The sequence below is a fragment of the Streptomyces sp. E11-3 genome (genome assembly GCF_046540415.1).
Lineage (GTDB): Bacteria > Actinomycetota > Actinomycetes > Streptomycetales > Streptomycetaceae > Streptomyces.
In genome coordinates this window covers 331,978-358,812 of the sequence record NZ_JAZGRL010000002.1, presented here as the reverse complement: position 1 = coordinate 358,812, position 26,835 = coordinate 331,978, and the positions used below count along the sequence as shown (strand labels likewise).

General features: G+C 71.8%; 26 protein-coding genes and 1 pseudogene. 13 read left to right on the top strand and 14 right to left on the bottom strand.

What is annotated here, in order from left to right; all coding sequences use genetic code 11:
• Nucleotides 1–3 precede the first annotated feature (3 nt).
• Nucleotides 4–1,206, bottom strand: coding sequence for a glycosyltransferase (locus U9R90_RS20390; protein WP_411058089.1), 1,203 nt, complete (start codon nt 1,204–1,206; stop codon nt 4–6).
• A gap of 58 nt (nt 1,207–1,264) precedes the next feature.
• Between U9R90_RS20390 and U9R90_RS20385 the strand changes: the two genes are divergently transcribed.
• The gene (locus U9R90_RS20385; RefSeq protein WP_411058088.1) at nt 1,265–2,050 is read left to right on the top strand and encodes a glutamate racemase; all 786 of its coding nucleotides are present in this window, start codon (nt 1,265–1,267) and stop codon (nt 2,048–2,050) included.
• A 71-nt stretch (nt 2,051–2,121) separates the two neighbouring features.
• A complete protein-coding gene (locus U9R90_RS20380) occupies nt 2,122–2,679 on the top strand; it encodes a hypothetical protein (RefSeq protein ID WP_411058087.1) in 558 nt (185 codons plus the stop codon).
• 59 nt (nt 2,680–2,738) lie between these two features.
• Here U9R90_RS20380 and U9R90_RS20375 read toward each other — a convergent pair whose 3' ends face one another.
• The gene (locus U9R90_RS20375; RefSeq protein WP_411058086.1) at nt 2,739–3,803 is read right to left on the bottom strand and encodes an O-antigen ligase family protein; all 1,065 of its coding nucleotides are present in this window, start codon (nt 3,801–3,803) and stop codon (nt 2,739–2,741) included.
• A 233-nt stretch (nt 3,804–4,036) separates the two neighbouring features.
• On the opposite strand from U9R90_RS20375, the gene lnt reads away from it, so the two are divergent.
• The 3 genes from lnt to U9R90_RS20360 all read left to right on the top strand — a co-directional run bounded on the left by lnt (nt 4,037) and on the right by U9R90_RS20360 (nt 6,977).
• Nucleotides 4,037–5,638, top strand: coding sequence for an apolipoprotein N-acyltransferase (gene lnt / locus U9R90_RS20370; protein WP_411058085.1), 1,602 nt, complete (start codon nt 4,037–4,039; stop codon nt 5,636–5,638).
• Between the two features lie 27 nt (nt 5,639–5,665).
• Nucleotides 5,666–6,139: an NUDIX hydrolase gene (locus U9R90_RS20365; protein WP_411058084.1), complete on the top strand. Its 474-nt coding sequence runs from the start codon at nt 5,666–5,668 to the stop codon at nt 6,137–6,139.
• A 106-nt stretch (nt 6,140–6,245) separates the two neighbouring features.
• Entirely contained in the window at nt 6,246–6,977 is a 732-nt protein-coding gene (locus tag U9R90_RS20360) for a GNAT family N-acetyltransferase (RefSeq protein ID WP_411058083.1), read from the top strand.
• Between the two features lie 349 nt (nt 6,978–7,326).
• Here the strand turns inward: U9R90_RS20360 and U9R90_RS20355 are convergent, their stop codons facing one another.
• From U9R90_RS20355 to dhaK, 6 genes are all read right to left on the bottom strand, one after another.
• Nucleotides 7,327–8,556, bottom strand: coding sequence for an IS701 family transposase (locus U9R90_RS20355; protein WP_411055621.1), 1,230 nt, complete (start codon nt 8,554–8,556; stop codon nt 7,327–7,329).
• A gap of 53 nt (nt 8,557–8,609) precedes the next feature.
• Complete coding sequence (locus U9R90_RS20350; protein ID WP_411058082.1) at nt 8,610–9,248, bottom strand: hypothetical protein; 639 nt, start codon at nt 9,246–9,248, stop codon at nt 8,610–8,612.
• A gap of 1 nt (nt 9,249) precedes the next feature.
• Nucleotides 9,250–9,783 carry an RNA polymerase sigma factor gene (locus tag U9R90_RS20345; RefSeq protein ID WP_411058081.1) on the bottom strand — a complete coding sequence of 178 codons (534 nt, stop codon included), beginning with the start codon at nt 9,781–9,783 and terminating at the stop codon, nt 9,250–9,252.
• Nucleotides 9,784–9,892: 109 nt separating this feature from the next.
• Complete coding sequence (locus tag U9R90_RS20340) at nt 9,893–10,303, bottom strand: PTS-dependent dihydroxyacetone kinase phosphotransferase subunit DhaM (protein ID WP_411058080.1); 411 nt, start codon at nt 10,301–10,303, stop codon at nt 9,893–9,895.
• A complete protein-coding gene (gene dhaL, locus U9R90_RS20335) occupies nt 10,300–10,896 on the bottom strand; it encodes a dihydroxyacetone kinase subunit DhaL (protein ID WP_411058079.1) in 597 nt (198 codons plus the stop codon). Before dhaL ends, U9R90_RS20340 begins: the two co-directional genes overlap by 4 nt.
• 21 nt (nt 10,897–10,917) lie before the next feature.
• The gene (dhaK, locus tag U9R90_RS20330; protein WP_411058078.1) at nt 10,918–11,910 is read right to left on the bottom strand and encodes a dihydroxyacetone kinase subunit DhaK; all 993 of its coding nucleotides are present in this window, start codon (nt 11,908–11,910) and stop codon (nt 10,918–10,920) included.
• Nucleotides 11,911–12,427: 517 nt separating this feature from the next.
• Here dhaK and U9R90_RS20325 point away from each other — a divergent pair.
• The 5 genes from U9R90_RS20325 (at nt 12,428) to U9R90_RS20305 (ending at nt 15,871) form a co-directional block, all read left to right on the top strand.
• Nucleotides 12,428–12,745, top strand: coding sequence for a DUF427 domain-containing protein (locus U9R90_RS20325; RefSeq protein ID WP_411058077.1), 318 nt, complete (start codon nt 12,428–12,430; stop codon nt 12,743–12,745).
• Nucleotides 12,746–13,277: 532 nt separating this feature from the next.
• On the top strand, nt 13,278–13,433 hold the full coding sequence (locus tag U9R90_RS20320; RefSeq protein WP_411058076.1) for a MerR family DNA-binding transcriptional regulator: 156 nt from the start codon (nt 13,278–13,280) through the stop codon (nt 13,431–13,433).
• 86 nt (nt 13,434–13,519) lie between these two features.
• Complete coding sequence (locus U9R90_RS20315; RefSeq protein WP_411058075.1) at nt 13,520–13,762, top strand: hypothetical protein; 243 nt, start codon at nt 13,520–13,522, stop codon at nt 13,760–13,762.
• Between the two features lie 124 nt (nt 13,763–13,886).
• Nucleotides 13,887–15,218 (top strand): TerD family protein, encoded by a 1,332-nt coding sequence (locus U9R90_RS20310; RefSeq protein WP_411058074.1) that lies wholly within the window; start codon nt 13,887–13,889, stop codon nt 15,216–15,218.
• Between the two features lie 47 nt (nt 15,219–15,265).
• Nucleotides 15,266–15,871, top strand: coding sequence for a hypothetical protein (locus U9R90_RS20305; RefSeq protein ID WP_411058073.1), 606 nt, complete (start codon nt 15,266–15,268; stop codon nt 15,869–15,871).
• A 39-nt stretch (nt 15,872–15,910) separates the two neighbouring features.
• Here U9R90_RS20305 and U9R90_RS20300 read toward each other — a convergent pair.
• From U9R90_RS20300 to U9R90_RS20280, 5 genes and pseudogenes are all read right to left on the bottom strand, one after another.
• A pseudogene (locus tag U9R90_RS20300) lies at nt 15,911–16,012 on the bottom strand (IS3 family transposase); the annotation flags it as partial.
• A 130-nt stretch (nt 16,013–16,142) separates the two neighbouring features.
• Nucleotides 16,143–18,542 carry a glycoside hydrolase family 65 protein gene (locus tag U9R90_RS20295; RefSeq protein WP_411058072.1) on the bottom strand — a complete coding sequence of 800 codons (2,400 nt, stop codon included), beginning with the start codon at nt 18,540–18,542 and terminating at the stop codon, nt 16,143–16,145.
• Nucleotides 18,539–19,282, bottom strand: coding sequence for an HAD family hydrolase (locus tag U9R90_RS20290; protein ID WP_411058071.1), 744 nt, complete (start codon nt 19,280–19,282; stop codon nt 18,539–18,541). Before U9R90_RS20290 ends, U9R90_RS20295 begins: the two co-directional genes overlap by 4 nt.
• 85 nt (nt 19,283–19,367) lie before the next feature.
• Nucleotides 19,368–20,243 carry a universal stress protein gene (locus U9R90_RS20285; protein WP_411058070.1) on the bottom strand — a complete coding sequence of 292 codons (876 nt, stop codon included), beginning with the start codon at nt 20,241–20,243 and terminating at the stop codon, nt 19,368–19,370.
• 91 nt (nt 20,244–20,334) lie between these two features.
• Entirely contained in the window at nt 20,335–20,742 is a 408-nt protein-coding gene (locus tag U9R90_RS20280) for an STAS domain-containing protein (RefSeq protein WP_411058069.1), read from the bottom strand.
• A 248-nt stretch (nt 20,743–20,990) separates the two neighbouring features.
• Between U9R90_RS20280 and U9R90_RS20275 the strand changes: the two genes are divergently transcribed.
• Complete coding sequence (locus U9R90_RS20275; protein WP_411058068.1) at nt 20,991–21,677, top strand: helix-turn-helix domain-containing protein; 687 nt, start codon at nt 20,991–20,993, stop codon at nt 21,675–21,677.
• A 10-nt stretch (nt 21,678–21,687) separates the two neighbouring features.
• Here U9R90_RS20275 and U9R90_RS20270 read toward each other — a convergent pair whose 3' ends face one another.
• Nucleotides 21,688–23,433: a GAF domain-containing protein gene (locus U9R90_RS20270; protein ID WP_411058067.1), complete on the bottom strand. Its 1,746-nt coding sequence runs from the start codon at nt 23,431–23,433 to the stop codon at nt 21,688–21,690.
• Between the two features lie 181 nt (nt 23,434–23,614).
• Between U9R90_RS20270 and U9R90_RS20265 the strand changes: the two genes are divergently transcribed.
• Nucleotides 23,615–26,002, top strand: a complete 2,388-nt coding sequence (locus U9R90_RS20265) for a phosphoketolase (RefSeq protein ID WP_411058066.1) — start codon at nt 23,615–23,617, stop codon at nt 26,000–26,002.
• A 153-nt stretch (nt 26,003–26,155) separates the two neighbouring features.
• Nucleotides 26,156–26,779 (top strand): hypothetical protein, encoded by a 624-nt coding sequence (locus tag U9R90_RS20260; protein ID WP_411058065.1) that lies wholly within the window; start codon nt 26,156–26,158, stop codon nt 26,777–26,779.
• Nucleotides 26,780–26,835: the final 56 nt, after the last annotated feature.

The following is a 26,835-nucleotide window of genomic DNA, read 5'->3' as shown; positions in this document are numbered from 1 at the left end:
GCCTCATCGGCCCGGCCGCCCCTGGGGTCCGGGTGCGGTGCGTTCGGGGCGTGCGTAGGTACGCCCCTTCCACGCCGCACCCCGCCCCCGGTAGTGCTGGACCGCGGAGTCCACGGTCATCAGCAGGTAGAGGAAGGCCGTCGCGGGCAGCAGCGGCGCGAGCCACGGCGGCTGCCGGTAGTAGCGCAGCATCGGCAGATACGTCGCCGTCATCAGCAGCCATGCCGCGCCGCCCGCGGCGGCCGCCGCTCCGTCGCCGCCCAGCAGGCCCGCGACCAGCACGACGGGCGGCGCGAGATACACCACGGCGAGCCCGACGACCGTACCGAGCAGCAGCGGCGGGCTGTGCCGCAGTTGGGCGTACGCACTGCGGGAGACCATCCGCCACAGATCCCCCAGGCGCGGATAGGGCCGGATGCTGTCCACCCGGTCGGCGAGGCCGAGCCAGATCCTCCCGCCCGCGCGCCGCACGGCGCGGGCGAGCGCCACGTCGTCGATCACGGACTGCCGGATCGACTCGGGAACGCCCGCGCGTTCGGCGGCCTCCGTACGCAGCAGGACACAGCCGCCCGCCGCGGCCGCCGTCCTGGACCCGGCCCGGCCCACCCACCGGAACGGATACAACTGCGCGAAGAAGTACACGAAGGCGGGCACCACCAGCCGCTCCCACCGGCTCGCGACGCGCAGCCGCGCCATCTGCGAGACCAGGTCGAAGTCTCCCGTACGGGCCGCGGCTACCAGCGACCGCAGGCTGCTGCTGGCATGGGCGATGTCCGCGTCGGTCAGCAGCAGGTACTCCGGGGCCCCGGATCGCCCCTCACGCGCGCGTGCGATGCCGTGCCGTACCGCCCACAGCTTGCCCGTCCACCCCGCGGGCGGCTCACCCGGCGATGTGACGGTCAGCGGCAGCCCGCCGTACGCATCGGCGAGCGAGCGGGCCAGCTGCCCGGTGCCGTCCGAGCTGCCGTCGTCGACCAGGACGACCTCGGCCCGACCCGGATAGTCCTGGGTCAGCAGCGACGGCAGGCTCTCGGGCAGTACGGCGGCCTCGTCCCTGGCCGGGACGACCACGCAGACCGACGGCCAGTCAGCCGGATCCCGGCGCGGCGGCAGGCGTACGTCCGTACGCCAGAAGAAGCCCTGGCCGAGCAGCAGCCAGAGCCAGGCGGCCAGCGACACGACGGCGGTCCACGCGAGGGCGCTCATGGACGGGAGTGTGCCCCACACCTGGGGCCGGCCAGCGCCGATCGTCTAAGGTGACCGGGTGAAGATCGCGCTCATGGACTCCGGAATCGGCCTGCTCCCGGCCGCCGCCGCGGTACGCCGCCTGCGGCCCGACGCCGATCTGGTGGTCTCATCGGACCCGGACGGGATGCCCTGGGGGCCGCGTACGCCCGAAGACCTGACGGCCCGTGCCCTGGCCGTGGCCGAAGCGGCCGCCGCGCACCGTCCGGACGTGCTGATCGTGGGCTGCAACACCGCGTCCGTGCACGCCCTGCCCGCCCTGCGGGCACGTCTGGAGCCGGAACTGCCCGTCATCGGCACGGTCCCCGCGATCAAGCCCGCCGCGACGGGCGGCGGCCCGGTCGCCATCTGGGCCACCCCCGCCACCACCGGCAGCCCTTACCAGCGCGACCTCATTCGCGCGTTCGCGGACGGCGTCGAGGTGACCGAAGTGCCGTGCCCCGGCCTCGCCGACGCGGTCGAGCAGGCCGACGACGTCGCGATCGACCAGGCGGTGGCCGCCGCCGCCCGGCGCACCCCGCCCGATGTGCGGGCCGTCGTCCTGGGCTGCACCCACTACGAACTGGTAGCGGAGCGTATCCGTGCCGCCGTGCGCGGCCCTGGCCTGGTGCCGCTCGTGCTGCACGGCAGCGCCGACGCGGTCGCGGCCCAGGCGCTGCGCAGGGCCGGGGTTCCCGCACAGCCCGATGCGGCTCCCACCGGGCGCCTCACCGTGCTCCTCAGCGGCCGCGAGGGCGAGCTGTCAGGACCCGCGCTGACCTATGCCGAGGGCAAGCTGCTCGCGGCCGTCAGCACGGCGCGCTGAAACCTCCCCTTTCGGTAGTGACGCTGCGCTAAGCCCTGCCTTCGGAGCGGAACACGAGTAGCCTGCTTCGCATGAGGGACCACCCCCAGAGCGAGCGGGGCGCGAGCGAGACCCCACCCGAAATCTGGACCGGACGCGCGACGAACCGCATGCAGTGGCTGCTGGCGTCGGCCGGCGCCGCGTGCATGGCGCTGGGTATCGAGCTCGCTGTCGACTCGGCCTGGACCTCCGGGATCGCGCCGTTGCTGATGGCGGTGGTCGGCTGTGTCGCCGCGGGCCTGCTGATGCTCTTCGGGACGCTCGCGTTCGTCCATGTGGCCGTCCGGGTGGACAAGGACTCACTTGAGGTGCGCTGCGGCCATATGGGCCTGCCGCGCCGTCGCATTCCGCTCAGCCATGTCGTCGGCGCCGACTTCGCGCCTCGGGTCACCCCGTGTCAGTGGGGTGGCTGGGGGTACCGCTGGCGGCCGGAGAAGGGCACCGCTGTCGTGGTGCGCCGCGGTGAGGGCGTGGTCCTGGACCTCGTCGAGGGGCGCAAGTTCACCGTCACCGTGGACGACGCCGAAGCGGCCGTCCGCGTCATCCGGGACCGACTGCGGGTACTCGCCGGTCCGGCACCCGGCGCCTGAACGGTCACGTAGCGCCTGAACGGTCACATAGCGCCTGAACGTCACGTAGCGCCTGAACGTCACGTACGGCCACCCCAGGGCCGTACCTCGTCAGGACCCAGCGGAGGAACCAGCTCGTCGCCCACCGGGCGGGCCGTCGCGAGCCCCGCGAGCAATCCCGCCCCCGCCGTCACCGGAGTGAAGCTCAGCGCGTTGCCGACCGAGGCCAGCGCGGCCAGCCCGGTGAGCGCAGCGGCCGCCGTCAGCACCACCGGCGTCGAGCGGGACGAGCACCACAGCGCGTACAGCAGCCAGCCGAACACCGCCGCCAGCAGGGCCACGCCCACCACACCCTGCTCAGCGGCCTGCTGAAGCGGCGCCGAATGCGGTCGGCCATAAGCGTGCACGGTCTGCCGGGCGGTGTCGCTGACCTCCCCGAACCTGCCAGGTCCCACGCCCAGCGCCGGATCGTCCTTGGCCACGGTCAGCGCGTCCTGCCACAGCAGCACCCGGTGCTGCGTGAGCTGGCCCTCCAGGGACACGGTGAGACCGTCGGGCAGGGCCTCCTCGGCGACCGCCCAGGACACCCCCGTCACCACCACCGCGGCCAGCGCGAACCCCGCGAGCCCCAGCGCGCGGTACCGCATCCTGGCCGCCGCGAGGGAGCACAGCAGCACGCCGGTGGCCCCCGCGAACCCCGCGAACGAGCCCAGCGCCAGCGCGGTCCCCGCCACCGTGGCTGCCAGCAGCCGCAGCATCAGCCGCGCGGCGGGCCGCCCGGTCGCCCACGCCCCACAGCAGGCCGCACCGGCCGCCAGGATCAGCAGCGCCGCGGCGGCGCCCGTGTGGCCGAGCGGCGAGGTGGCGCCCCCGCCGGGGACGCCCTGTGACGAGGCGGCGGCGAGACCCAGCGCGGCGAGCGCGGCGGCCCCGCAGGCGGCCGCGGGCAGCAGGGCTCCACAGATGCGCCCGCCCGCGTAGCCGGCGGCCACGGCGAGTACCGCGAGCAGTACCCCCTCCGGCCTGCCGCCGCCCACCGCGGCCGTGACCAGCGACCATGCCGCGCAGGCTCCGAGCACGGCGACCCCGGTCGCGTCCGCCGCGGCACGCCGCTCCCGCATCCCCGGCCGCGTGGCTGAAGCCATGCGCTAGCCCCCCGTCGACCCCCGGCTTGTGACGGGTCCCGAACACCGTGGCCGGATCGATCCGGCTGGACGGCAGGGACTCGGGCACACCGTAACGGCTGGCGGCACGATGTGTGCATGGGTTGCGCAGGAACGATGCTGCAGTTGTGTGCGGCGGGGGTGCGCCGGGCGCCAGGACGGCCCGGCAGGCCCACGGTGCGGGGGTGACAGTGCCGCGCCGTAGACTCCACGAGGTGACAGCCACCACGACCTCGACAGACGTGCCGGAGCAGCCCGCACCGCTGCCCGCGGCGGAATCCCGCGGCAAGCGGCTGCTGCGACGGCTGCGGTGGCCCGCCGCGGCGGCACTCTCCGGAGTACTGCTGTACGCGAGCTTCCCGCCGCGCCCCCTGTGGTGGCTGGCGGTGCCCGCGTTCGCCGGGCTCGCCTGGTGTCTGCGCGGCCGCACCTGGAAGGCCGCGTTCGGCCTCGGCTGGTTCTTCGGCCTCGGCTTTCTGCTGCCGCTGCTGTCCTGGACGGGTGTGGACGTCGGCCCGCTGCCGTGGGTCGCGCTGGCCCTGGTCGAGGCGCTGTTCCTGGGGGCCGCGGGTGCGGGCATCGCACTGGTCTCGCGGCTGCCGCTGTGGCCGCTGTGGGCGGCGGGTGTGTGGATCGTGGCCGAGGCCGCGCGGGCCCGCTTCCCGTTCGGTGGATTCCCCTGGGGCAAGGCCGCTTTCGGCCAGCCGGAGGGTGTGTTCCTGCCGCTCGCCGCGCTCGGCGGGACCCCGCTGCTCGGCTTCGCCGTCGTGCTGTGCGGCTTCGGTCTGTATGACCTGGTGCGTCGGCTCGCCGAGCTGCGCGCGGTGCGTGACCGGGGCGTCGCGCTCGCCGCCGCGCTGACCGTACTTCCCCTCGCGGCCGGAGCGGCCGCGATGCCGCTGGTGAACACCTCGGCCGAGGACGGCACCACCACCGTCGCGGTGATCCAGGGCAACGTTCCACGCCTGGGCCTGGATTTCAACGCCCAGCGCCGCGCCGTACTCGACTACCACGTACGCGAGACCGAGCGGCTCGCCAAGCGGGTCGCCCAGGGCAAGGCCGAGCAGCCGGACCTGGTGCTGTGGCCGGAGAACTCCTCCGACATCGATCCGTATGTGAACCCCGACGCGCGCGAGGTGATCGACCGGGCCGCGCGGGCGATCAAGGCGCCGATCTCGGTGGGCGCGGTCGCCGCGGCCGATGACGGCACCCCCCGCAACCGCCAGATCCTCTGGAACCCCGAGACCGGGCCCGGCGCCTTCTACGACAAGCGCCAGCTCCAGCCGTTCGGCGAGTACATGCCCTACCGGTCCTTCTTCAGGCTCTTCAGCTCCGACGTCGACCGGGCCGGCCGGTTCGTCCCGGGCGACCGCACCCAGGTCTTCGACATGGCGGGCGCCGGCGTCGGCCCGATCACCTGCTACGAGGCCGCCTTCGACAGCGTGGTCCGGGACCAGGTCAAGGCAGGCGCGCAGATCCTGTCGGTGCCCAGCAACAACGCGACGTTCGGGCGCAGTCAGATGACGTACCAGCAACTCGCCATGGACCGGGTGCGGGCCGTCGAGCACGGCCGCCCCGTCCTGGTGCCGGTCACCAGCGGCGTCAGCGCCGTGATCATGCCGGACGGCAAGATCGTGCAGCGTACGGAGCTGTTCACGGCCGACTCGCTGGTCGCCGAAGTGCCGCTGCGCTCCTCGCTCACCCCCGCGACGCGCCTTGGCGTGGCCCCGGAGCTGGTCCTGGTGGCGCTGGGCGTCGCCGGTCTCGGCTGGGCGGGCACGCTGGCCGTACGCGCTCGGCGTACTCGAACCGACTGATTCCCGTGGCCGGTTAGGGTCGGGGGCATGGCAACTCCCGACTTCATCCGCGACATCCGCGCCACCGCAGGACACCAGATGCTGAGCCTGCCCGGCGTCACCGCCATCGTCTTCGACGACGAGGGTCGCGTGCTGCTGGGCAGGCGGACCGACACCGGCAAGTGGTCGGTGATCGGCGGGATTCCGGAGCCGGGGGAGCAGCCCGCGGTGTGCGCCGTCCGCGAGGTGTACGAGGAGACGGCCGTACGGTGTGAGGTCGAGCGCGTCGTCCTCGTCGAGGCGCGCGAGCCGGTCCGCTACCCGAACGGCGACATCTGCCAGTTCATGGACATCACCCTGCGCTGCCGCGCGGTGGGTGGCCAGGCGCGGGTGAACGACGACGAGTCCCTCGACGTGGCGTGGTTCGCGGTGGACGCGCTGCCGGAGCTGGAGGAGTTCGGGCTGTTCCGTATCAAGCAGGCGCTGTCCGACGCACCGACCTGGTTCGCCCCCGCGCCGTAGCCCGCGCCCGCCTTCTTCTCTGCCGTATGCCCACCCTTCTCTGCCGTATCCCCACCCGTAGCGAGAGCACTCCACAGGAGGACCAGTACGTGGCCGAGGTGACCGCATGAGCACGCAGCAGCCGTCCGGGCTCCTGGACGGACCCGACCAGAGCGCACCGCACCCCCTCGACCACATGGCGCGGTCCGCGCTCACCGGGCCGCACGCGCACTTCGCCGAGCGGCGCGGCCGGGTACTGCGCTATCCGGCCGACGTCACACCGTGGCTGGCCCTGCCGGACGACCCGGACGCGGCCGACTGGGCCGATGTGGCCGCACTGGTCGGCCCCGGCGGGACCTTCGCGCTCGCCGGATACGCGGGCGAGCTGCCCAAGGACTGGGAGGTGACCTTCCACGCCGACGGAGTCCAGCTGGTCGACGAGTCGGTGGCCGCCGCGGTGGACGACGAGGCCGTGGTGCTCGGCGCCGCCGACGTGCCGGACATGCTGGCCCTCGTCGACCGCACCCGGCCGGGCCCGTTCGCGCCGCGCACCGTCGAGCTCGGCACCTACCTCGGCATTCGCCGCGGTGGGGAGTTGGTGGCGATGGCGGGGGAGCGGCTGCGCCCGACCGGCTGGACGGAGATCAGCGCGGTCTGCACCGACTCGGCGTTCCGCGGCCAGGGGTTGGCCGCGCGCCTGATCCGCGCGGTTTGCGCCGGAATCCGGGAGCGCGGCGAGGTCCCGCTCCTGAACGCCGCCGCGTCCAACACCTCGGCCATCCGTCTGTACGAGACGCTGGGCTTCCGGTTGCGCAGCAGGCCGTCGTTCACGGGGCTGCGGGTGCCGGAGGTGTCCTAGGGGAGACGCCCCCTAGGGGGCGTCTCCCCTATCTTCGCGGGCCCGCGACGCCTGGCACGCGCCCCCAAGCTCTCGACTGCGCTCGAGCAGGGAGGGACCCCCTTCGACGCACGGCCGAATCACCCAAGTACGTCCAGTACGAGGGCGATCCGGCCGCACGCCGATGCACCGCACCGCGAGACATCAGCTGCTTCGCAGCGGGCGCAGGCTGATCCGCGAAGATCGGGGAGACGCCCCCTAGTAGTGCTTCGTTAGGTTCTGGCTCGTGTTAGGGGTTTGCCGCAGGTGGTGCAGGTTCCGGTCCAGCAGCGGAGTAGGTTCTGGAGGGCGTCGAGGGTCTGGTAGAGGGTCAGGCCGGTGTGCGGGCTTTTGGGTCGAGCCGCCTCAGGGTGAGGAAGGCCTGGGCGGCGGTGACGAGGGTGACGTGGTGGTGCCAGCCGCGCCAGGTGCGGCCTTCGAAGTGATCGAGACCCAGGCCGTGTTTGAGTTCGCGGTAGTCGTGTTCGATCCGCCAGCGCATTTTGGCGAGCCTCACCAGGTGCGCGATCGGGGTGGTGGCGGGCAGGTTGGAGATCCAGTAATTGGTCGGTTCCTGGCCCGGGTCGGCCCGTTCGACCAGCAGGGTTCGCAGCGGGAGTACTCCGTCCCACCGGTTGCGGCCGCCGCCTTGTTCCTGGGCGGTGCGGGAGGCTTCCTTGCCGGAGGGCCTGACCTCAAGGACGGCAAAGTACGAGGCCATCTCCCCTTTGCTGCCCTTACGCCATGCGACCTCCTCGAACAAAGTGTCCGCAGCAATGAGGTCGGGCAGCGGCCGGGCCGCTGCCCGATAGCGGGGCAGGGTGGGCGGTCCCAGCCCGCCGTAGGCCGCCAGACACGGCTCAGCATCGGCCGGTCGGGCGATCTCCTTGGGCTGGACAGCCATCACATAAGTCCAAGCGCGGGCTTCCAGGGCCAGCCGGAAGCTGACGCTGCGGCCATAGCCGGAATCGGCGACGATCACCGGGACATCCAGCCACCAGGACGCCAGCCGGTCCAACAGGCCCAGAGCCAGACGGGACTTGGGGACGTGGCCGACCTCGTCGGGAATCTGGGCGGACCTGCGCCGAGGATCGTCCGCGGCCCATTCCTCGGGCAGGAACAACTCCCACTCCAGCGGGCAGGACGCCATATCGGTGGCCGCATGCACACTGACCGCGACCTGACAGTTGGCCCGCTTGCCAACCGCCCCGCAGTACTGCCGGGCCACCCCCGCCGACGCCTTCCCGCACTTGGGAAACGACACGTCATCGATGACCCACACCTCAGGCCGCACCACCTCGACGAGCCGTTCGGCGATCCGTCGGCGCACCGGGGACCAGTCCCACGGCGACTGGTTCACGAACTGCTGCAGGGCCTGCATATTGCCGTCTGGCAACCGATCTGCCATCGGCTGGATCGACTTACGCCGACCGTCCAGCATCAGACCACGCAGATAACACTCGCCCCACCGGCGCTGATCCCGCCGCGGCAGCGAACCGAACACCTCGGCAACGAACTCCGCCAACTCACCCCGGAGCCGTTCCACCTCCCCGAGCCTCATACCCCGCAGCATGCCCCCGACCAGCCAAGATCGGCACTCCTAACGAAGCACTACTAGTCCCCGTTCTTCCAGTACGGCGGGCACACGGTCTCCGCCGACCTGGGCAGGTAGTACTCGAGGTTCTTCCGCTCTGACGGCACCTCGTCGTCGATGCTGGGGTTGGTATCGAGATCCTCCCGCACCGGGACGTAGACCAGGATGTGCTGTCCCTTGCGCAAGGACCGCTCGTCGTCCACGAGGGACGGGTCCACCAGGTCGAGCTCGACGCGTTCGGTGCCCTTGGTGGGCTTGAACCACTCCGTCACCTCAAGGGTGATCAGGACGCGTCCCTCGGCGGAGGACTTCCGGACGGCGAGGACGTCTCCCTCGACGATCATCTTGGCGCAGGCGATGCCCTCCTGGTGGGTCTGTCCCTGGCCTGCGCCGTCGCTGACCTTCTTGTCCCCGGCGTCGGCACCGGCGTCCTTGGCGTTGTTCGTCGAGCCCGTACCCGCGCCGTTCGCGATGCCAAGCACGATCACCCCCACCACGGCCGCCGCCGCGGCCAGCGGGCCGATCACGCTGCCGTTGCGCCACCACGCGAGCGGCCGCGGCGTCGCGGGCTCCTCGCGTGCGGCCTCGTCGCCGATCACCCGGAGGGCGAGCCGCAGCCGCTCCTCCTCGTGCCCGGTCAGCTCCCGCTCGTCGGGCATGTCAGATCGCCTCCATGTCGCTCAGTTGGTTCCGCAGGGCCGCGACGGCCCCGTGTATCCGGCTCTTGACCGTGCCTTCGGGTACGTCCAGGAGCCGGGCGATATCGGTCACGGGCAGGTCGGCGTAGTAGCGCAGGACCACGGCCTGGCGCTGCAGCGGGGTCAGCCGCTCCAGTCCGTCCGCCATGGTCAGCGCCAGGTCGCGGTGTTCCTGCGGATGGTCCGTCGCGGGACGCAGGGACCAGCGGGCGGCCAGCCGCTCGCGCAGGCCCGCGTCCCTGGCCCGGCCCCGGTGCCAGTCGGCCGCGAGCCGGGAGGCCACCACCGTCATCCACGCCACCGGTTCGCGGATCTCCGGCCGGTCCGGGTCGGCCTGGGCCTCCAGGAGCTTCAGCCGTACCTGCTGCAGGCCGTCGTCGAGCTGGTCGAAGGGCAGTCCCCCCATCAGCAACACCGCCTTGACCCGCCTGCTGTCCGCATCGGAGAACAGCGGCGAACCGTCCTTCGTGGCCCCTCTTCCGAGCCAGCGCACCATCCGCATCCCCTCGCCTCGTTTCCCCAATGACGGAGCCGCCCCCGGAAACGTTCGGTCCGGGGGCGGCTCATTCTCATACGGGGTATACGGCGAGGCAGACGGGGCCCGGCTACTCCTTGCGGTACGCGTACGCCTCCCTGGCCGCGGCCTCCACCGCGTCCAGATCCGCACCGGCCGAGGCGGTGACCACGGCCGCGACCGCGCCCTCCACGAACGGTGCGTCCACCAGGCGGGCACCGTCGGGGAGTTCGTCGCCGTCGGCGATGAGCGACTTCACCGTGAGGACGGCACTGCCGAGGTCGACGAGCAGGGCGACGCCCGCGCCCTGGTCGACGGTGCGCGCCGCGTCGGCGATCAGCTCCGCGCTGGTGCCGAGCCCGCCGTCCTCGACGCCGCCGGCCGCTGCGACAGGGGCGGTGGCGCCGCCGCCCGCCAGCCCCTTGGCCAGCTCGGCGACCGAGGCGGCGACCGGCCCGCTGTGCGAGACCAGGACGATCCCGACCTGTTTGTCCGCACTCACCCGGCCACCTCCGCGAGCGCGGCGATCAGCAGCGCGGACGAGGTGGCTCCGGGGTCCTGGTGGCCGATGCTGCGCTCACCGAGATAGCTCGCACGCCCCTTGCGGGCCTGCATCGGTGTGGTGGCCAGGGCGCCCTTCTCGGCGGCCGCGCGGGCCGCGTCGAAGGACTCGTCCAGCGCTTCGGACGCCGGGATCAGCGCGTCCAGCATCGTCTTGTCGCCCGCCACCGCGCCGCCCAGCTTGCCCACCGCTGCCACGCCGGTACGCAGCGCCTCGGCCAGCTGCGGCTCGGAGACCTCGGTGGCGTCGCCGAGCGCCTTGCCCGTACTCCGCAGCAAAGTGCCGTACAGCGGCCCTGACGCCCCGCCCACCTTGGAGATCAACTGGCGTCCGGCCAGGGTCAGTACGGCTCCGGGCGTCTGTGGGGGCTCCGCTTCGATGACCTGGGTCACCGCCGTGAAACCGCGCTTCATATTGCTGCCGTGGTCGGCGTCGCCGATCGCCGAGTCCAGCTCGGTCAGCCGGTCGGCCTCACGGTCGACGGCCGCGGCGGCGGCCGTCATCCAGCGGCGGAAGAAGTCGGCGTCGAGCACATGCCCTCCTCGCATCGGTCGTCACACGCCCCAGCGCAGGGCGGGGGTACGTACCGGAGCGTCCCACAGCCGCAGCAGTTCCTCGTCGACCTGGCAGAGCGTCACCGAGCAGCCCGCCATGTCGAGCGAGGTCACATAGTTGCCGACGAGGACCCGGGCGACGGCCACCTGGCGCTCGGTGAGCACCCGCTGCACCTCGGCATGGAAGCCGTACAGCTCAAGCAGCGGGGTCGCGCCCATGCCGTTGACCAGCACCAGGACCGGGTTCCGCGGCCGCAGGTCGTCCAGTACGGCGTCGACGGCGAAGTCCGCGATCTCCCGCGAGGTCATCATCGCGCGCCGCTCGCGGCCCGGCTCGCCGTGGATACCGATGCCCAACTCCAGCTGCCCGGCCGGGAGGTCGAAGGTGGGGCTGCCCTTGGCGGGCGTCGAGCAGGCACTCAGCGCGACCCCGAAACTGCGCGAGTTCTCGTTGACCTGCCGGGCGATCGCCTCGACCCGCTCCAGCGGCGCGCCCTCGTCGGCGGCGGCCCCCGCCAGCTTCTCGACGAACAGGGTGGCGCCGGTGCCGCGCCGGCCCGCCGTGAAGAGGCTGTCGGTCACCGCCACATCGTCGTTGACCAGGACCTTGGCGACCTGGATGCCCTCGTCCTCGGCGAGCTCGGCGGCCATGTCGAAGTTCAGGACGTCACCGGTGTAGTTCTTCACGACGAACAGCACGCCGTTGCCGCTGTCGACGGCGGCCGCGGCCCGCACCATCTGGTCCGGCACAGGCGAGGTGAACACCTCACCGGGACAGGCAGCGGACAGCATGCCGGGGCCCACGAACCCGCCGTGCAGCGGTTCGTGCCCCGAGCCGCCACCGGAGACCAGACCGACCTTGTCGGCGACGGGCGCGTCCCTGCGGACGATCACCCGGTTCTCGACGTCGACGGTGAGCTCGGGATGGGCCACGGCCATGCCCCGCAGCGCGTCCGGGACCACCGTCTCCGCGACATTGATCAGCATCCTCATGGGTACCTCCTGAGTAGGGTAGCGAACGGGTCAGCGACCCGCGTATTTCCTGGTCAGTGGCTGTGTGGGCAGTTTTCGATCTTGGCGGACCGTGACGGCCTGAAGCTGGTTGTGGCGGCGCATTCGCTGACTCAATGCTGACTTTGGTGACGGTGCATCAGGTAGTTCGGACGGTTGGGCGGGACTCGGCTCGGGTGCTGCTGTCGGCAGTATCGGCCTTGCTGCGGTGAAGGTCACGTGCGCGAGCCTCCTGGGCGTGCCCCGGTACCGAATCAGGAGGGAGGAAGTCCACCGCTGGCCGCCCGTGGGATGCAGGACTCGGCACTGTCGACCATATGGACCGGAATCCTGGACATTTATGTGGCCTCCATCAACTCGCAACCGCCCGCACGGGCCGTACAGGAGGGAAGCCCCGCGAGGACACGGTGCCTTCCACCATCCGCGCGACAAGCGGAAGCCCGGCCCAAGTCCACCGGGTTCCCATGGCAACCCTCGAACAGAAGGAGTGTGAGCCGCCATGATGCGAGCGGTCTTCAACGGCGTCGTCATCGCCGAAACCCCCCGCACCAAGCGCGTGGAGGGCAACGACTACTTCCCGCCCGAGTCCCTCAACCGCGAGTACGTCACCGACAGTCCGGCCAAGTCGCTCTGCTTCTGGAAAGGCGTCGCCCGCTACTACTCCGTGACCGTCGACGGCGTCACCAAGCCGGACGCCGCCTGGTACTACCCGCGCCCCAGCCCGCTCGCCCGCCACATCAAGAACCACGTCGCCTTCGGGAACGGCGTCACCATCGAAGGAACCCGAGAAGCGAAGCCAGCGGTTCAGGGCCACTGACGCCTGGGCATTCCGCGGAAACCCGCCGCGACAGCCCTCGCGCACAGCCGGTTCCGAGAGCGTGCCGCTCGCGGATGGCGGACAGCGCCGCCGTCGCGGGCGTGCGCGACGGGCCGCAGTGGCTCCGTGGCCGAGATGGCATCTGTCGACCGGAGCCAACATGCCTGGCCCGTGGGGCGGGTGAGCTGGTCGCTGTTCACGAGTACCGACGGGCAAGCGCTGATGGCGTACGAGCAGTGGGCCGACGACGGGACCCTCGATACGGCTCTCGCCGGGCCCGCGCCCAGGTCACGGCCGCAAGCCCCTCGACCCCGGGGCCCCCGTCCAACTCGGCGGCGTCGGCGTCAGCCATCCGCCGCTGGTGGTCAGGGCCCTCGGCGTATCGGGTTCCGATGGCGATGAGGGGCGCATCGGAACGTGCGATACGCGGGAAGGCCGTGCTGCTCACTCTGCGCTCCCTGGAGCGTCCTCGTCCCAGCGTCTGGGAATCTACCCTGACGTCACAGTAGGTTTGTGGCCGGCGAGGCAGCCCGTGCGCGACGCGATGTGGTGGGCCGTGACGGCGCGGCTGATGCAGATCGGTGAGGTGTCCGAGCGTACGGGGCTCTCCCCGCGCACGATTCGCTATTACGAGAGGGCCGGGGTGGTCACCCCCAGCGAGCGCAGCTCGGGTGGATTCCGGCTCTAGACGGAGGCGGACGTACGACGGCTGGCGATGGCGCGGCGTAGGAAGCCGCTCGGCTTCGGCTGGACGACGTACGGGCACTGCTGGACGTGCTGGACCAACTGCCCGAGCCGGGGAGCTTGTCTCCTGATGCTGATGAGCGGGCGTACGAGGAACTGGTGGCACGGTTGCGCAGGCACTGGGCCGAGGCGGATGCCCGGTGCGAGGAGCTGCGCCGGGAGTTGGGCGCGGCCGAGGACTTCGCCAACTACCTGGACGATCTGGCACCCAACATCATGATCGTCCGTTTGCGGGGCGACGATACGTCGCCGTATGGGATGCTCCGCCCGTAGATCATCGTGATGACTACGTGCTGAATATCTTGAGAGAACTGCCGTCGGCAGGGACGACGGTGATGACGGAGGGGGCATTTCCGTGAGCAATCTGGTCAAAGGGGCCAACACATTCGTTCCGACAGTGCCGTTGCGCATCGCGGTGCGCGGCGAACTGCGGGCGACGGCGCTGCTGCTGGCGGCGGACGGCCAGGTCCGGGGGGACCAGGACGTCGTGACCGACGGCGCGCCGGCACATCCGTCGGGCGCGGTGCGCCTGGCGGGGGGCGCGGACGGCACCACATGGCTGGAGGCGGGGCTCAGCGAGGTCGAGGCGGACGTCGAACGGGTGCTCGTCGTCGGGTCCACGCGCGGTGGGACGGTGCGGGAGACGGGGGTTCCGTCGGTGGAGGCGTACGCGCCGGACGGGACGTCGGTCGCCCGGTACGCGGTGGCGGAGGTGGGAGACGAGACGGCGCTGGTGCTCGCGGAGTTGTACCGGCGGGCGGGCGGCTGGAAGTTCCGGGCGGTCGGCCAGGGGTACGCGGGCGGGCTCGAGGCGCTGGCGGCGGATCACGGTGTGAGGGTGATGCCGGTGGCGGGGGCGGCGCCAGTGCGCGACGCGGTGCCGTTCGCGCCGCCGGCGGGGGCGCCTGCGGCCGCACCGATACCGACGCCCATTCCGGCACAGGCCCAGGCACCGGCACCGACTGTCGTGGTGCCGATCCCGGCGGCTGCACCCCCGCGGCCTCAACCGGCCCCGCACGACTGGGTGTTTGGCCCCGTCTTCGAGCCGCGCACGCGCACCGGCCGCGACAACGACGTCATCCAGGTGGACGGCCTCCCGCCGGGCCCGGTCGTTGTCGAGCTGTTCGTCCGCGGCGAGGGGTGGACGTGTCTGACGCCCCTCAACCAGCGCAACAAGGAGGGCGACGTCCTCGTCAACAGCACCGAGGACGACTTCCAGGGCAGGCTGCTCACCACGGTCCCGCAGGGCGGCCCGCTGCGCCTGCGACTCCAGGCCGAGGGACACTGGCAGGTGACGGTGCTGCCACTCGCCGCGGCCCACCGGCTGACCGGAGAGTGGCTGGAGTGGCGCGGCCCGGACGTCCTTCTGCACAGCGCGGGCCCGGCAGACTTCGCCATCCGCTACAAGGGCGACGACAACCTCATCGCCCACCGGTACGAGCTCGAGGGCTACACCGACCACACGACGCTCCCGCGCCGCGAGAACTTCATCAACGAGATCGGCTCCCGCCGGGAGACCCACCCACTGCCCGCGGGTCCGGTGATTGTCGAGCTGGAGATGGCGGACGGCCCGTGGCGGGCCAGGCTCAGGGGCGTCGGGCAGCCGCAGGACACCCCGCCCGAGGACGGTGCCGCGGCCCAGACGTTCGCTCCGTTCACAGTGCCGGGCCCGGAGAAGGTGGACACCGTCCGCAAGTCCTCGCGCTGGGGCTGGCGCGGCAGGGGCTGACCGGAGTACGGGCGGGCGTTGTCAGTGGCGTCTGGTGCAATCGGTCCATGACCGCCCCAGACGCAGCCCGCCGACTGCCCGACATCCCGACCCTGCGCGCCCTGTGCCGTGCCCTCGCGGCGGCGGAGGCGATGGTCAACCCCAGTGGTGAGTACGCGTATCACGTGTACGCAGCGAACTGGGGCGAGTCCGAGGAGGCGCTGTCCGTGGACACCGGGTCGGGGGACGACTGCACGGTCGTCTTCGCCCCGGCCGGTGTCTACATACGGGCCTTCAGCCACGAGTCGCCGATGAGCCCATACGGGAACGACGAGGAGCAGGCCTGGCCCGGCGTCCTCGACTCGGTGCCCGAGGCCTTCCGCGCGTACGTCGACGAGCCCGCGTTCACCGACGACGGCCTGCCGCGCGTCACGGCCTGCATCTGGCGCGAGACTGGCGACACCCACTGGCACACCGGTGACATCGCGTTCCCCGACGAGGAGGGCGACGTGGACGGCGCGGAGCGGCTCCTCGACCTCCTCGTCGAGGGAACCCCGGAGAAGTTCCGGGAGTGGGCGGAGGACTACTACGAGCGGCCGGTCGACCTGGAGGTGGTGCGCCGCGTGTACACGGCGGCGGGCGTCCCAGACGTCGCGGGGCAGGCGGGAGTTTGACGACAGGCTCTCAGGACCCTCAGAACACCACCCGAACGGCATGAGGCGGGCGACACGCTTGTGATTGATCCGCTCGCCGTCCTCGCGGAGCTCGGCGGTGATCCTCGGGACTCCGTAGGTGCCGTCCGAGCTGTGGTTGATCGGACCTTGTTGCGCAGGGCCGGGTTCTCCGCCCCCACTGCGTCCGTCTTGAACTCCGGCGGGTAGTGCTTCATGACCACGAGATGTCCGTTCTCAGATCCTCAGGATCCAGTGTCTCGTGTGTCCAAGATCAAGGGTCAAGGCCCGCGGGCAAGGTCAGTTCGGAGGAGTCGCCGGGCGCCACGCTGACCGCGCGGTCGGGCAGCTCCACGCGGATGGCGGAGAGGCCGGACGCGGGAACCTCCAGGTGCAGCAGACCCGGCCGGGTGCGCAGCTGTACGCCCCAGTGGCCGCGGTAGCGGATCGCGAAGCCGTACTCGGACAGCTCCGGGAGCGGCACCGGGTCCAGCCACAACGCGCCGTCGCGGGTCTCCAGGCCGGTCAGCCCGCGCTGTACGAGGTCGAGTGTGCCGGCCATGGCACCCAGGTGGATGCCCTCTCCGGTGGTGCCGCCCTGCAGGTCGGCGATGTCCCCCAGCAGGGCTTCCTGGACGAACTCCCATGCGTCGGAGCGCCGTGCCCGGGCCAGCACCCAGCCGTGGACGAGACCGCTCAGCGTGGAGCCGTGGCTGGTGCGGCGCATGTAGTAGTCCACGGTGCGCTGCCAGAGGGCGTCATCGAGTGTGTGGCCCAACCGCGTGAACAGCGAGCGGAGTTCGGCAGGCGAGAAGAGGTAGCCGAGCATCAGCACGTCGGCCTGCTTCGACGCCTGGTAGCGGTTGACGCTGTCCCCCTCCGCCTCCAGGATCCGGTCCAGGCGCCGGATGTCGTCGTACCGCTTCAGGTATGTGGCCCAGTCGAGCTCGGCCAGTTCGCCGTACCCCTCGAACTGGCTGATGACGTCCGCGTGGAAAGGCACGTGGAGCGAGCGGGACACGTCCTCCCACAGCTCCAGCTCGCCGCCGTCGAACCCGGTGCGCTCGGCGAGTTCGCGCCTGCGCGGCTCGGGCAGCACCGCAAGCAGCTCCAGCGCGCGGGCGAGCACCCAGGCGGCGGTGATGTTCGTGTACGCGTTGTCGTCGAGCCCCGGACGCTCGGAGCCGGGATACCGCTCGTGGTACTCGTCGGGGCCGACCACCCCGCGGATGCGGTAGCGGCCCAGCGCGTCGTCGTACGTGGCCGAGTCCGCCCAGAAGCGGGCGATCTGCAGCAGCATCTCGGCGCCCTTGGTGTGCAGGAACTCCGCGTCGCCGCTGGCCTCCCAGTACCGCCAGACGTTGTAGGCGACGGCGGAGCCGACATGGCGCTGGAGACGCGAGTGGTCGGGGAGCCAGCGTCCTGAGCGCGGGTTGAGATGCAGCTCCTGGGTCTCCTCGCGGCCGTCGCTGCCGCTCTGCCACGGGTACATGGCGCCGGCGCGGCCGGCCTTCCGGGCCGCCGTGCACGCCCGCTCCAGGCGCCGGTGGCGGTAGGTGAGCAGCGCCCGGGAGACCTCGGGGAAGTGCAGGTTCAGATACGGCAGGACGAACAGCTCGTCCCAGAAGACATGCCCGCGGTAGGCCTCGCCGTGCAGTCCGCGGGCCGGGACGCCGACGTCGAGGTCCGCTGTGTGCGGGGAGAGCGTCTGGAGCACGTGGAAGAGGTGCAGGCGCAGGATGTCGCCCGGCTCGTCGGGTACGTCCAGTGCGGCCCTGCGCCACAGCTGGTCCCATGCGGTGAGGTGCGATTCCAGCAGGTCGTCGAAGCCGGGCGCGGTGCTCACCCGGTCGACGGCGGCCTGCAACGGGTCGCTGATCGCCGGGTCGCGGGAGGTGTGCAGGGCGACGGTCTTGTCGACGGTGACGGTACGGCCGGGCGTGAGAGCGAGCCGGAACGACTGGGTGGCGCGTGGCCCTTCGTGCCGGGTCTCGGCCACCGCTGTGCCGAGGGTGGTCGTGCGCGCCGCCATGCCGACGCGGATGTCGGAGGTACGGGTGCGGCAGCGCAGCCAGACGGTGTCCTCGGCGGCCGTACCGGTATGTACGTGGATGAGGTGGCGGCCGTCGAGATCGCGGTAGCGGGCAACGCCGGAGTTGGTGACGGCCGCGTCCAGGGCCGCCTCGACGTCCAGGTCGCCCGTCCAGTTCTCGGCGGTGAACTCCGTGCGCAGCGCCGCCGTATGAGGGTCCGCCATATGGACGAGGCGCTGCTGGCGCACGGCGAGCCGACGGCCCTGGTCGTCCTCGTAGCGCGTGTGGCGCTCCAGCATGCCGGAGCCGATGTGGAGGGTCTGACGGTGTTCGAGGAGGCGCACGACGTCCGGGGACAGCCACGGTCCGGTGCGGTCGTCGGCGCTGATGCGGAAGCGCAGTGGCAGCCAGTTGGGCAGGTTGACCATGTCCTCGTTCTCGACCTGGTGTCCCGCGACGTCGGAGGTGAGCCGGTTGTAGCAGCCCGCGGCATACGTGCCGGGGTAGTGCACCTCGTCGGCCGCGCACTCCGGGAGCGCGCCGCGGGTGGCGAAGTAGCCGTTGCCGAGGGTGCACAGCGATTCCCTGAGCTGTTCCTGAGCGGGCTCGTAGCCCTTGTACTCCCAGGTCCAGTCCGTCATGAGGGGGCTCCTTCCAGGAGCAGGTCTCCCAGGTCGCGTACCACTATGTCGGCGCCGTGCCGCCGAAGCCGGACGCCCATGCCGTCGGTCCCGGTACGGTCCACGCCGACGACCAGGCCGAAGCCGCCGCGGCGGCCGGCTTCGACGCCGGCCAGGGCGTCCTCGACGACCGCCGTGTCCCGCGGTGTACGGCCGAGCCTGCGGGCCGCCTCCAGGAACAGCGCGGGATCCGGCTTGCCCGGCAGGTGCAGCCGCGCCGCCTCACCGCCGTCGACGACCGCGTCGAACACGTCGAGGAGGCCGGCCCGTTCGATGAGCTCGCGGGCGTGGCGGGACGCGGACGCGGCGGCGAGGCCGACGCCCGCGCGGCTCAGGGCGTGCAGCAGACGGACCGTGCCCGGGTAGGCGGCGATGCCTCCCCGGCGCAGCCGCTCGACGAAGACCGCCTCCTTCTGCGCGGCCACCGACCGCACTTCGGTGTCGCTCGGTCGCAGTCCCCGGGAGGCGAGGAACGAGGCCGCACCATCCAGGCGGGACATGCCGTCCACATAGCGTAGGTAGTCCTTGTGCGCGTCGAAGGGCCCCCGCTGCTCGGGGTCCTGTGGCGGGTAGGCGCGCAGGAAGGCGTCGAAGGCCGACTTCCAGGCGGCGGCGTGCACCCGCGCCGAGTCGGTGATCACGCCGTCGGTGTCGAGCACCACGGCCTGAACGCCCTTGAGCGGTGCGGCGATTTCCGTCACGAAGTCCCCTTCTCCACGAGGTCGTTCAGCACAAGGTCGTTCAGCGCAAGGTCGGTCGCTACGAGGTCGTTCACCACGAGGTCGTTCACCCGCGCAGCGGAACGACGGCGACCGGGCACTCGGCATGGTGCAGTACGGCGTGTCCCACGCGTCCGAGCTGGAGGCCGAAGTGCCCGTGGCGGCGTCGGGCGCCGACGACCAGGAGGTCAGCGGTGGCCGACCGGTCCAGGAGGACCTTGCGGGCGGCGCCTTCGACGACGGAGCGGTGGACCTCGATCTCCGGGTGCTCGCGCCTGGCGGCGCTCAGCGCGTCGTCGAGGAGCTCCGACGCGTGCCGCTGGTGATAGTGGGCGGGCTCTCCGACGAGCAGCGGGTGGTCGGCCGTCTCGTGCGCCGGGCACCGCCAGGCGCGTACCGCTTCCAGGGCGCACTGGCGGGCCTCGGCCGCGCGGAAGGCGAACCGGACCGCGGCGTCCCCGGTCGTGGCGTCGCCCACGCCGAGGACGATGCGCCGATGTGTGCCGTCCCGGCTCTCCTTACCGCCGCGTACGACGATCACCGGGCAATGGGCCCGGGCCGCCATGGCCAGGCTCACGGAGCCCAGCAGGAGTTCGGCCACCGCGCCCCGGCCGCGGTGCCCGATGACCACGGCGGTCGCGTTGCGCGCCTCGCGCAGCAGTGCGTCCTCCGCCTCCTCGGGCAGCACCATGGCGGTGATCTTCACCTCAGGGCCCCGCTGCCGCGCCCGTTCGCCCGCCGCGTGCACGATCTCCTCGCCCATGGCCTGCTCCGGGGGGCCGCCCACGCCTCCGGCCAGGGCGAGTCCGTCGTAGCGCCCCCACAGCGACCCGTGCACGAGCCGCAGCGGAAGGCCGTACCGGGTGGCCTCGTCCACCGCCCAGTCGACCGCTTGGAGACTGGACTCCGAGCCGTCGACACCGACGACCAGGGGAAGTTCCATGATCTGTACCGCCTCTCGCGGGTGCCTCCACGGATGTGCCGCGAAGGTCGCTCGGGTGCCGGTTGGCCACTTTCCAGCGTGCCATCGGGAGTCAGCCGGCAGGAGGGGCCGCCCCGGCCCCGCTGCGGGACGTTCGGCCCGGCACGGCGGGAAGGGCTCCGAGGAGGCTGGGGTACAGGTCGAAGGCCTGGCCGAGCTCGGCGCGGCGCAGCAGCCGCAGGACGTGCGGGTTGTCGACCACGAGCCTGATGCGGCCGCCGCGGGTCTGGACGCGGTTCCGGGCCCGGCACAGCAGGGCCAGGCCCCTGCAGTCCATGAAGGCCACCGTGCGCAGGTCCAGCACCAGCTCGGGCTGCGGACCTGCGGTCAGGACGTCGAGGCGCGCGGAGATGGGCGGCGCGGTCAGGATGTCGATCTCGCCGTACAGCGCCACCACGGTGGCCCCGCCGACGACATGTTCACGCAGGAGGGGCGTGCACAGGAGTGGTGTCTCGGGCATGTGCCCCAGGAAATCGGGGCGGCGGCCGTGGGTGGAAGGGCCCGTTGGTCCCTTTGCGGAGCCGTACGGGCACCCTGCGGAGCCGTATGGGCGCCGTGCGGGGCCGTGTGGGCGCCGTGGCCCGGCGCGGAACGCGGAGGGTGGACGGGACCGACCCGGCTGGGCGATGGGGACCAAGCGGCTCATGCGCACAGCCGCCGTCCCGGTCAGGATGGAGACGCAGAACGCTCCGAGGGAAGTGAGTGACGATGTCCGAGCAGACCCCCTCACCCGGCGCACCCGCACCGCCGGCGCCGGCACACAGCGACTTCGGCAGGCGCATCGAGCACCGGCGCGAAGAGCTGGGGCTGACCGTGCAGGAGGTGGCCGCACGGGCCGGGACCGCGCCTGGATACATCCGCTATCTGGAGGAACATCCCACAGCCGCGCCGGGCATCGGCCTCCTCATCAGGCTGGCCGACGCCCTTCAGACCACGGTCGCGGTCCTGCGCGGAGCCGAAACCGACCTGCCACCCGGCGTGGGCCGAGCCGCCGCGAACCCCCAGTGGGACGAGCTCAGCGCCGAGGAGTGCCGGGCGCGGCTGTCGACGCACGGCGTGGGACACCTCGCGGTATCCACATCCCAGGGGCCGGTCGTCGTCCCCGTCAACTACAGCGTCATCGACGGCGAGGTCGTCTTCCGCACCGCACCCGACAGCACGCTCGCGGCGGCCGTCGGGACCCACGTCGCCTTTGAGGTCGACCAGATCGACGACGCGCTCAGCCAGGGCTGGAGCGTGCTCGTCCGTGGCCACGCCCGGGAGACGACGGACCCCGATGCCGTACGCCGACTGGAGGAGCGGGCGTACAGCCGCCCCTGGGTGGGCGGCGAGCGCAACGTCTGGGTGCGCATCGACCCGGACACCATCACCGGACGCGAGATCACCGTGCGGTGACCCCTGCTGTTCACACCGCGTCGGCGGGCATCGGCACCGTCCATTCCAGGAGGGTGCCGCTGGGCTCGTTGGACGTCAGGGTGAAGGTCCCGCCGAGGTTCTCGGCGCGGGTGCGGATGTTGTCCAGGCCGCTGCGGCGGGTGACAGCGGGGTCGACGCCGCAGCCGTTGTCGGCCACGCGCAGCCGCAGTGTGGTGGGGGTGGCTTCGACGCCGACCTCCACACTGGTGGCGTCGGCGTGCCGGGCGGCGTTGGACAGGGCCTCGCGCACCACCGCGAGCAGCTGCTCGCGGTGTTCGTGGGGGACACCGGTGTCCAGCAGGCCGCCCATGCGCAGTGCGGGAGTGAAACCGAGAGTCTGCCCCGCCCGGCCCACCTCGGCCACGAGCTGGGCGCGCAGGCCCGCCGCGTCGGAGTGGTCGTGCTGACGCAGGGCGTAGATGGTGGACCGGACGACCTTGATCGTGTCGTCCAGGTCGTCCACCACCCGTTGGACGCGCTCGGCCGCATCGGGCCGGTCCGTGAGGCGGTTGAGGACCGACTGCAGGCTCAGCCCGCTGGCGAACAGACGCTGAATGGCCAGATCGTGCAGGTCGCGGGCGATGCGGTCGCGGTCGTTGAGGACGAGCAGCCGCTCGGCGTCGCGCCGGTGTTCGGCGATCTCCAGGGCGAGCGCCGCATGACCGGCGAATCCGGTGATCATGTCCACGGTGGCATCGGGGAACGCGGGGCCGCCCTCACGGTTGGTGACCTGCAGGACGCCGCGGACGCGCTCGGGCGTGCCCAGCGGGATCAGGAACGCCGGCCCCAGGTCCAGCACGGAGGTGCCACCCGTCTGCGCGCGAGGGTCCTGGCCGAGGGACGGGCTGACGATCGTCTCACCGGAGCCGAACACCTTGGCGGCAAGGCTGCTGCCGTTGGGCAGGGCCAGGCCACGGACGAGGTCGGCGTCGAGTCCGTCCGCCGCCTCGACGACCAGGTTTCCGGCGGTGCCCACCGGCACCGCCAGCGTGACCAGGTCGGCGTCGGACAGCTCCCGCACCGTGGCGGTGAAGGTGCGCAGGACCGCGCTGGGCTCGGCGCCCGACAGCAGGGTACGGGTCAGGTCGCTGCTCGCCGCGAGCCAGCGCTCACGGCGCCGGGCGTCGTTGTAGAGCCGGGCGTTGTCGATCGCCACGCCCGCCGCCGTGCCGAGGGTGCGCAGCACCGCCTCGTCCTCGGCGTCGAACTCCGCCCCGCCGCGCTTCTCGGTCAGGTACAGATTGCCGAAGATCCGGTCGCGGACCTGGACCGGGGTCCCGAGGAACGTGGTCATCGGGGGGTGGCCCTGCGGGAAGCCGACGGAGTCCGGGTGGTCGCTCAGGACCGCGAGCCGCAGCGAGTGGGGTTCGCGGATGAGCAGGCCGAGGATGCCCTCGCCCCGCGGATAGTGGTCGATGCCGGCGATGGTCTCCTCGTCCACACCCACGGTGATGAACTGTTTGATGCCGCCCTCTTCGCCGACGACCCCGAGCGCCCCGTAGCGGCAGTCGACCAGTTGCACCGCGGACTCGACGATCCGATGCAGCATCACGTCCAGGTCCAGGTCGCTGCCGATAGCCAGCACCGCGTCCAGCAGGGTGCGTACCCGGTTCTGCGTACCGCGTACGCGGCTCACCTGTGCCTGTAGCTCGTCCAGCTGCGCGTCCAGGTTCAGCTGCGGCGTCGCTGGAGCAGCGGACCGCGGAACCTGTGGATCGTGCGCGCTCTGGTCCATACCAGTTCCCCTCGATCACAGCCCTGTCGGTCCCATCATGCCCGAACGGCCCCTTGCGCGGTCGAGCGTCTGTACGGAACGCGACGGTGTGGGCCGACCGGCCCTGTCCGGGGCATGACGGGCGGACGCAGGGTGGAAGAAGCGCGGACCGGAACGTGACGTCCACCCGGAAGGAACCACCATGCCCGACGTCCCACCGCAGCAGGCGCCCGGCCCGATCACCGAGCGGGAACTGCGGCACCTGGACGCCCACTGGCGTGCGGCGAACTACCTGGCCGTCGGCCAGATCTACCTGATGGCCAACCCGCTGCTCACCGAGTCGTTACGCCCGGAGCACGTCAAGCCGCGGCTGCTCGGCCACTGGGGCACATCCCCTGGCCTGAACCTGGTGCACACCCACCTCAACCGCGTCATCAAGAAGCGCGGCCAGGACGCCCTGTGCGTCTGGGGGCCCGGCCACGGCGGGCCCGCCGTACTCGCCAACTCCTGGCTGGAAGGAAGCTACAGCGAGACCTATCCCGACGTCAGCCGGGACAAGGCGGGCATGGAGCGGCTGTTCCGGCAGTTCTCGTTCCCGGGCGGAGTGCCCAGCCATGTCGCGCCCGAGACGCCCGGCTCCCTCCACGAGGGCGGCGAACTCGGCTACTCCCTCGCACACGCCTACGGCGCCGCCTTCGACAACCCGGACCTGCTGGTGGCGTGCGTGATCGGCGACGGCGAGGCGGAGACGGGACCGCTGGCCGCGTCCTGGCACTCCAACAAGTTCCTCGACCCCGTCCACGACGGCGCGGTCCTGCCGATCCTGCACCTGAACGGCTACAAGATCGCCAACCCGACGGTGCTGGCCAGGCTCCCGGAGTCCGAACTCGACGCGCTCCTGCGCGGATACGGCCACGTCCCGATCCACGTCACCGGTGACGAACCGATGGCCGTGCACCGCGCCATGGCCACCGCCCTGGACGACGCCCTGGACCGCATCGCGCTCATCCAGCGCACCGCCCGCGAGGACGGCGTCGCCGAACGGGCCCACTGGCCGGTGATCGTGCTGCGCACCCCCAAGGGCTGGACCGGGCCCGCCGAGGTCGACGGCCTTCCCGTGGAGGGCACCTGGCGGGCCCACCAGGTGCCGCTGGCCGCCGTCCGTGACAACCCCGAGCACCTGCGGCAGCTGGAGACCTGGCTGCGCTCGTACCGGCCCGAAGAGCTCTTCGACGAGCACGGCCGCCCTCGCGAACAGATCCTGGCCTGCGTCCCCGAGGGCGCCCGGCGCCTGGGCGCAACCCCGCACGCCAACGGCGGACTGCTGCTACGCGAGCTGCCCCTGCCGCCGCTGGAGCGCTACGCCGTCGCCGTCGACAAGCCCGGAGCGACCCTGCACGAGCCCACCAGGGTCCTCGGCGACCTGCTGGCGCACGTCATGGAGGCCACCAGCGCGCGCCGCGACTTCCGGCTCGTCGGCCCGGACGAGACCGCCTCCAACCGGCTCCAGGCCGTGTTCGGCGCGAGCGGCAAGGCCTGGCAGGCCCAGACCCTGACCGTCGACGAGCACCTGGACCGGCATGGCAGGGTGCTGGAGATCCTGTCCGAGCACACCTGTCAGGGCTGGCTGGAGGGCTATCTGCTGACCGGTCGGCACGGACTGTTCTCCTGCTACGAGGCGTTCGCCCACATCGTCGACTCGATGGTCAACCAGCACATCAAGTGGCTGCGCGTCACCCGGAGGCTGCCCTGGCGCGCCCCGCTGGCCTCGCTCAACTACCTGCTGACCTCGCACGTCTGGCGTCAGGACCACAACGGCTTCTCGCACCAGGACCCCGGCTTCGTCGACCACGTACTGAACAAGAGCCCCGAGGTCGTACGGGTCTATCTGCCACCGGACGCCAACACCCTGCTGTCGGTGGCGGACCACGCCCTGCGCAGCCGGGACTACGTGAACGTCATCGTGGCCGGGAAGCAGCCCTGCTTCGACTGGCTGTCGATGGACCAGGCCCGCGCGCACTGCGCCCGCGGGGCCGGAATCTGGGAGTGGGCGGGCACCGAGACCGGCGAGCGGGAGCCGGACGTGGTGCTGGCGGCCGCCGGTGACGTCCCCACCCAGGAGGTGCTGGCAGCCGCGCAGCTGCTGCGCACCCACCTGCCCGACCTGGCCGTACGCGTGGTCAACGTCGTCGACCTGGCCCGGCTGCTGCCCGCCGAGGAGCATCCGCACGGCATGCCCGCCGCCGAGTTCGACGCGCTGTTCACCCGCGACAAGCCGGTGATCTTCGCCTACCACGGGTACCCCTGGCTGATCCACCGCCTCGCGTACCGGCGTACCGGCCACCCGAATCTGCACGTGCGCGGCTACAAGGAGATCGGCACCACCACCACGCCGTTCGACATGGTGGTCCGCAACGACCTGGACCGCTACCGCCTGGTGATGGACGTCATCGACCGCGTGCCGGGCCTGGCCGTACGCGCCGCCCCCGTGCGGCAGCTGATGGAGGACATCAGGCTGCGCCACCACGACTGGATCCGGGAACACGGCACCGACCTGCCCGAGGTCGCCGACTGGACCTGGGGCAGCTGACCGGACCCGGGCCGCCGACCGGACCCGCGGTCGGGGACCTCCGGCCCCCGACCAAGGCCCCGCAGCCCCTCCGAGCCCGTCCGGCACGGCGGGACATTGGAGGCAACGAGAGTCACCGCGGCCTCGTCCACGCCCCTGGAAGGGATGAGCATCATGGCAGTCCACCAGCACCCCCACCGGCGCCCGGGGTTCCACTTCCCGTCTCTGCACAGGACCGCGGCCACGTCCGCGTCCGGCGAGACGGCGGCAGCGGCGGTCACGGCGACCCGCTCCTATGTCTTCGCCGGCCTGCGCCTGCTGACCGGGTTCGTCTTCCTGTGGGCCTTCCTCGACAAGACCTTCGGCTTCGGCTACGCGACCGCGTCCGGCAACGGCTGGATCGACGGCGGCTCGCCGACCGAGGGCTTCCTCAGCCGGGTCGCCGTCGGCCCGATGGAGTCCACGTTCCACGACTGGGCGGGCGCGGGCTGGGCCGACTGGCTGTTCATGCTCGGCCTGCTCGGCATCGGCCTGGCCCTCGTCACCGGTGTCGCGCTGCGGCTCGCCGCGGTCGCCGGCACCGCCATGATGGCGCTGATGTGGATCGCGGAGTGGCCCCCCGCCAAGCACCTGTCCGACGGCTCGGCCAGCATGTCGACCAACCCGTTCGCCGACTACCACCTCATCTACGCCGTCGTCCTGATCGCCCTCGCGGCCGCGGGCGCCGGCGCCACCTGGGGCCTGGGCAAGGCCTGGGCACGCCTGCCGTTCGTCAGCCGCAACCGCTGGCTGCTCTGACAGCGGGCCACGACCGGGGGCGCCATCGCGACGACGCGGTGGCGCCCCGCCTCCCC

Excerpts from the sequence above, each read along its gene's own strand:
- U9R90_RS20270 (WP_411058067.1), bottom strand. The coding sequence starts at position 23,433 with ATGGACCAGAGCGCGCACGATCCACAGGTTCCGCGGTCCGCTGCTCCA.
- U9R90_RS20260 (WP_411058065.1), top strand. The coding sequence starts at position 26,156 with ATGGCAGTCCACCAGCACCCCCACCGGCGCCCGGGGTTCCACTTCCCG.
- U9R90_RS20390 (WP_411058089.1), bottom strand. The coding sequence starts at position 1,206 with ATGAGCGCCCTCGCGTGGACCGCCGTCGTGTCGCTGGCCGCCTGGCTC.
- U9R90_RS20380 (WP_411058087.1), top strand. The coding sequence starts at position 2,122 with ATGAGGGACCACCCCCAGAGCGAGCGGGGCGCGAGCGAGACCCCACCC.
- U9R90_RS20365 (WP_411058084.1), top strand. The coding sequence starts at position 5,666 with ATGGCAACTCCCGACTTCATCCGCGACATCCGCGCCACCGCAGGACAC.
- U9R90_RS20305 (WP_411058073.1), top strand. The coding sequence starts at position 15,266 with ATGACCGCCCCAGACGCAGCCCGCCGACTGCCCGACATCCCGACCCTG.
- U9R90_RS20375 (WP_411058086.1), bottom strand. The coding sequence starts at position 3,803 with ATGGCTTCAGCCACGCGGCCGGGGATGCGGGAGCGGCGTGCCGCGGCG.
- U9R90_RS20285 (WP_411058070.1), bottom strand. The coding sequence starts at position 20,243 with ATGGAACTTCCCCTGGTCGTCGGTGTCGACGGCTCGGAGTCCAGTCTC.
- dhaK (WP_411058078.1), bottom strand. The coding sequence starts at position 11,910 with ATGAGGATGCTGATCAATGTCGCGGAGACGGTGGTCCCGGACGCGCTG.
- U9R90_RS20275 (WP_411058068.1), top strand. The coding sequence starts at position 20,991 with ATGTCCGAGCAGACCCCCTCACCCGGCGCACCCGCACCGCCGGCGCCG.
- U9R90_RS20325 (WP_411058077.1), top strand. The coding sequence starts at position 12,428 with ATGATGCGAGCGGTCTTCAACGGCGTCGTCATCGCCGAAACCCCCCGC.
- U9R90_RS20345 (WP_411058081.1), bottom strand. The coding sequence starts at position 9,783 with ATGGTGCGCTGGCTCGGAAGAGGGGCCACGAAGGACGGTTCGCCGCTG.
- U9R90_RS20360 (WP_411058083.1), top strand. The coding sequence starts at position 6,246 with ATGAGCACGCAGCAGCCGTCCGGGCTCCTGGACGGACCCGACCAGAGC.
- U9R90_RS20350 (WP_411058082.1), bottom strand. The coding sequence starts at position 9,248 with ATGCCCGACGAGCGGGAGCTGACCGGGCACGAGGAGGAGCGGCTGCGG.
- U9R90_RS20295 (WP_411058072.1), bottom strand. The coding sequence starts at position 18,542 with ATGACGGACTGGACCTGGGAGTACAAGGGCTACGAGCCCGCTCAGGAA.
- U9R90_RS20280 (WP_411058069.1), bottom strand. The coding sequence starts at position 20,742 with ATGCCCGAGACACCACTCCTGTGCACGCCCCTCCTGCGTGAACATGTC.
- U9R90_RS20265 (WP_411058066.1), top strand. The coding sequence starts at position 23,615 with ATGCCCGACGTCCCACCGCAGCAGGCGCCCGGCCCGATCACCGAGCGG.
- U9R90_RS20355 (WP_411055621.1), bottom strand. The coding sequence starts at position 8,556 with ATGAGGCTCGGGGAGGTGGAACGGCTCCGGGGTGAGTTGGCGGAGTTC.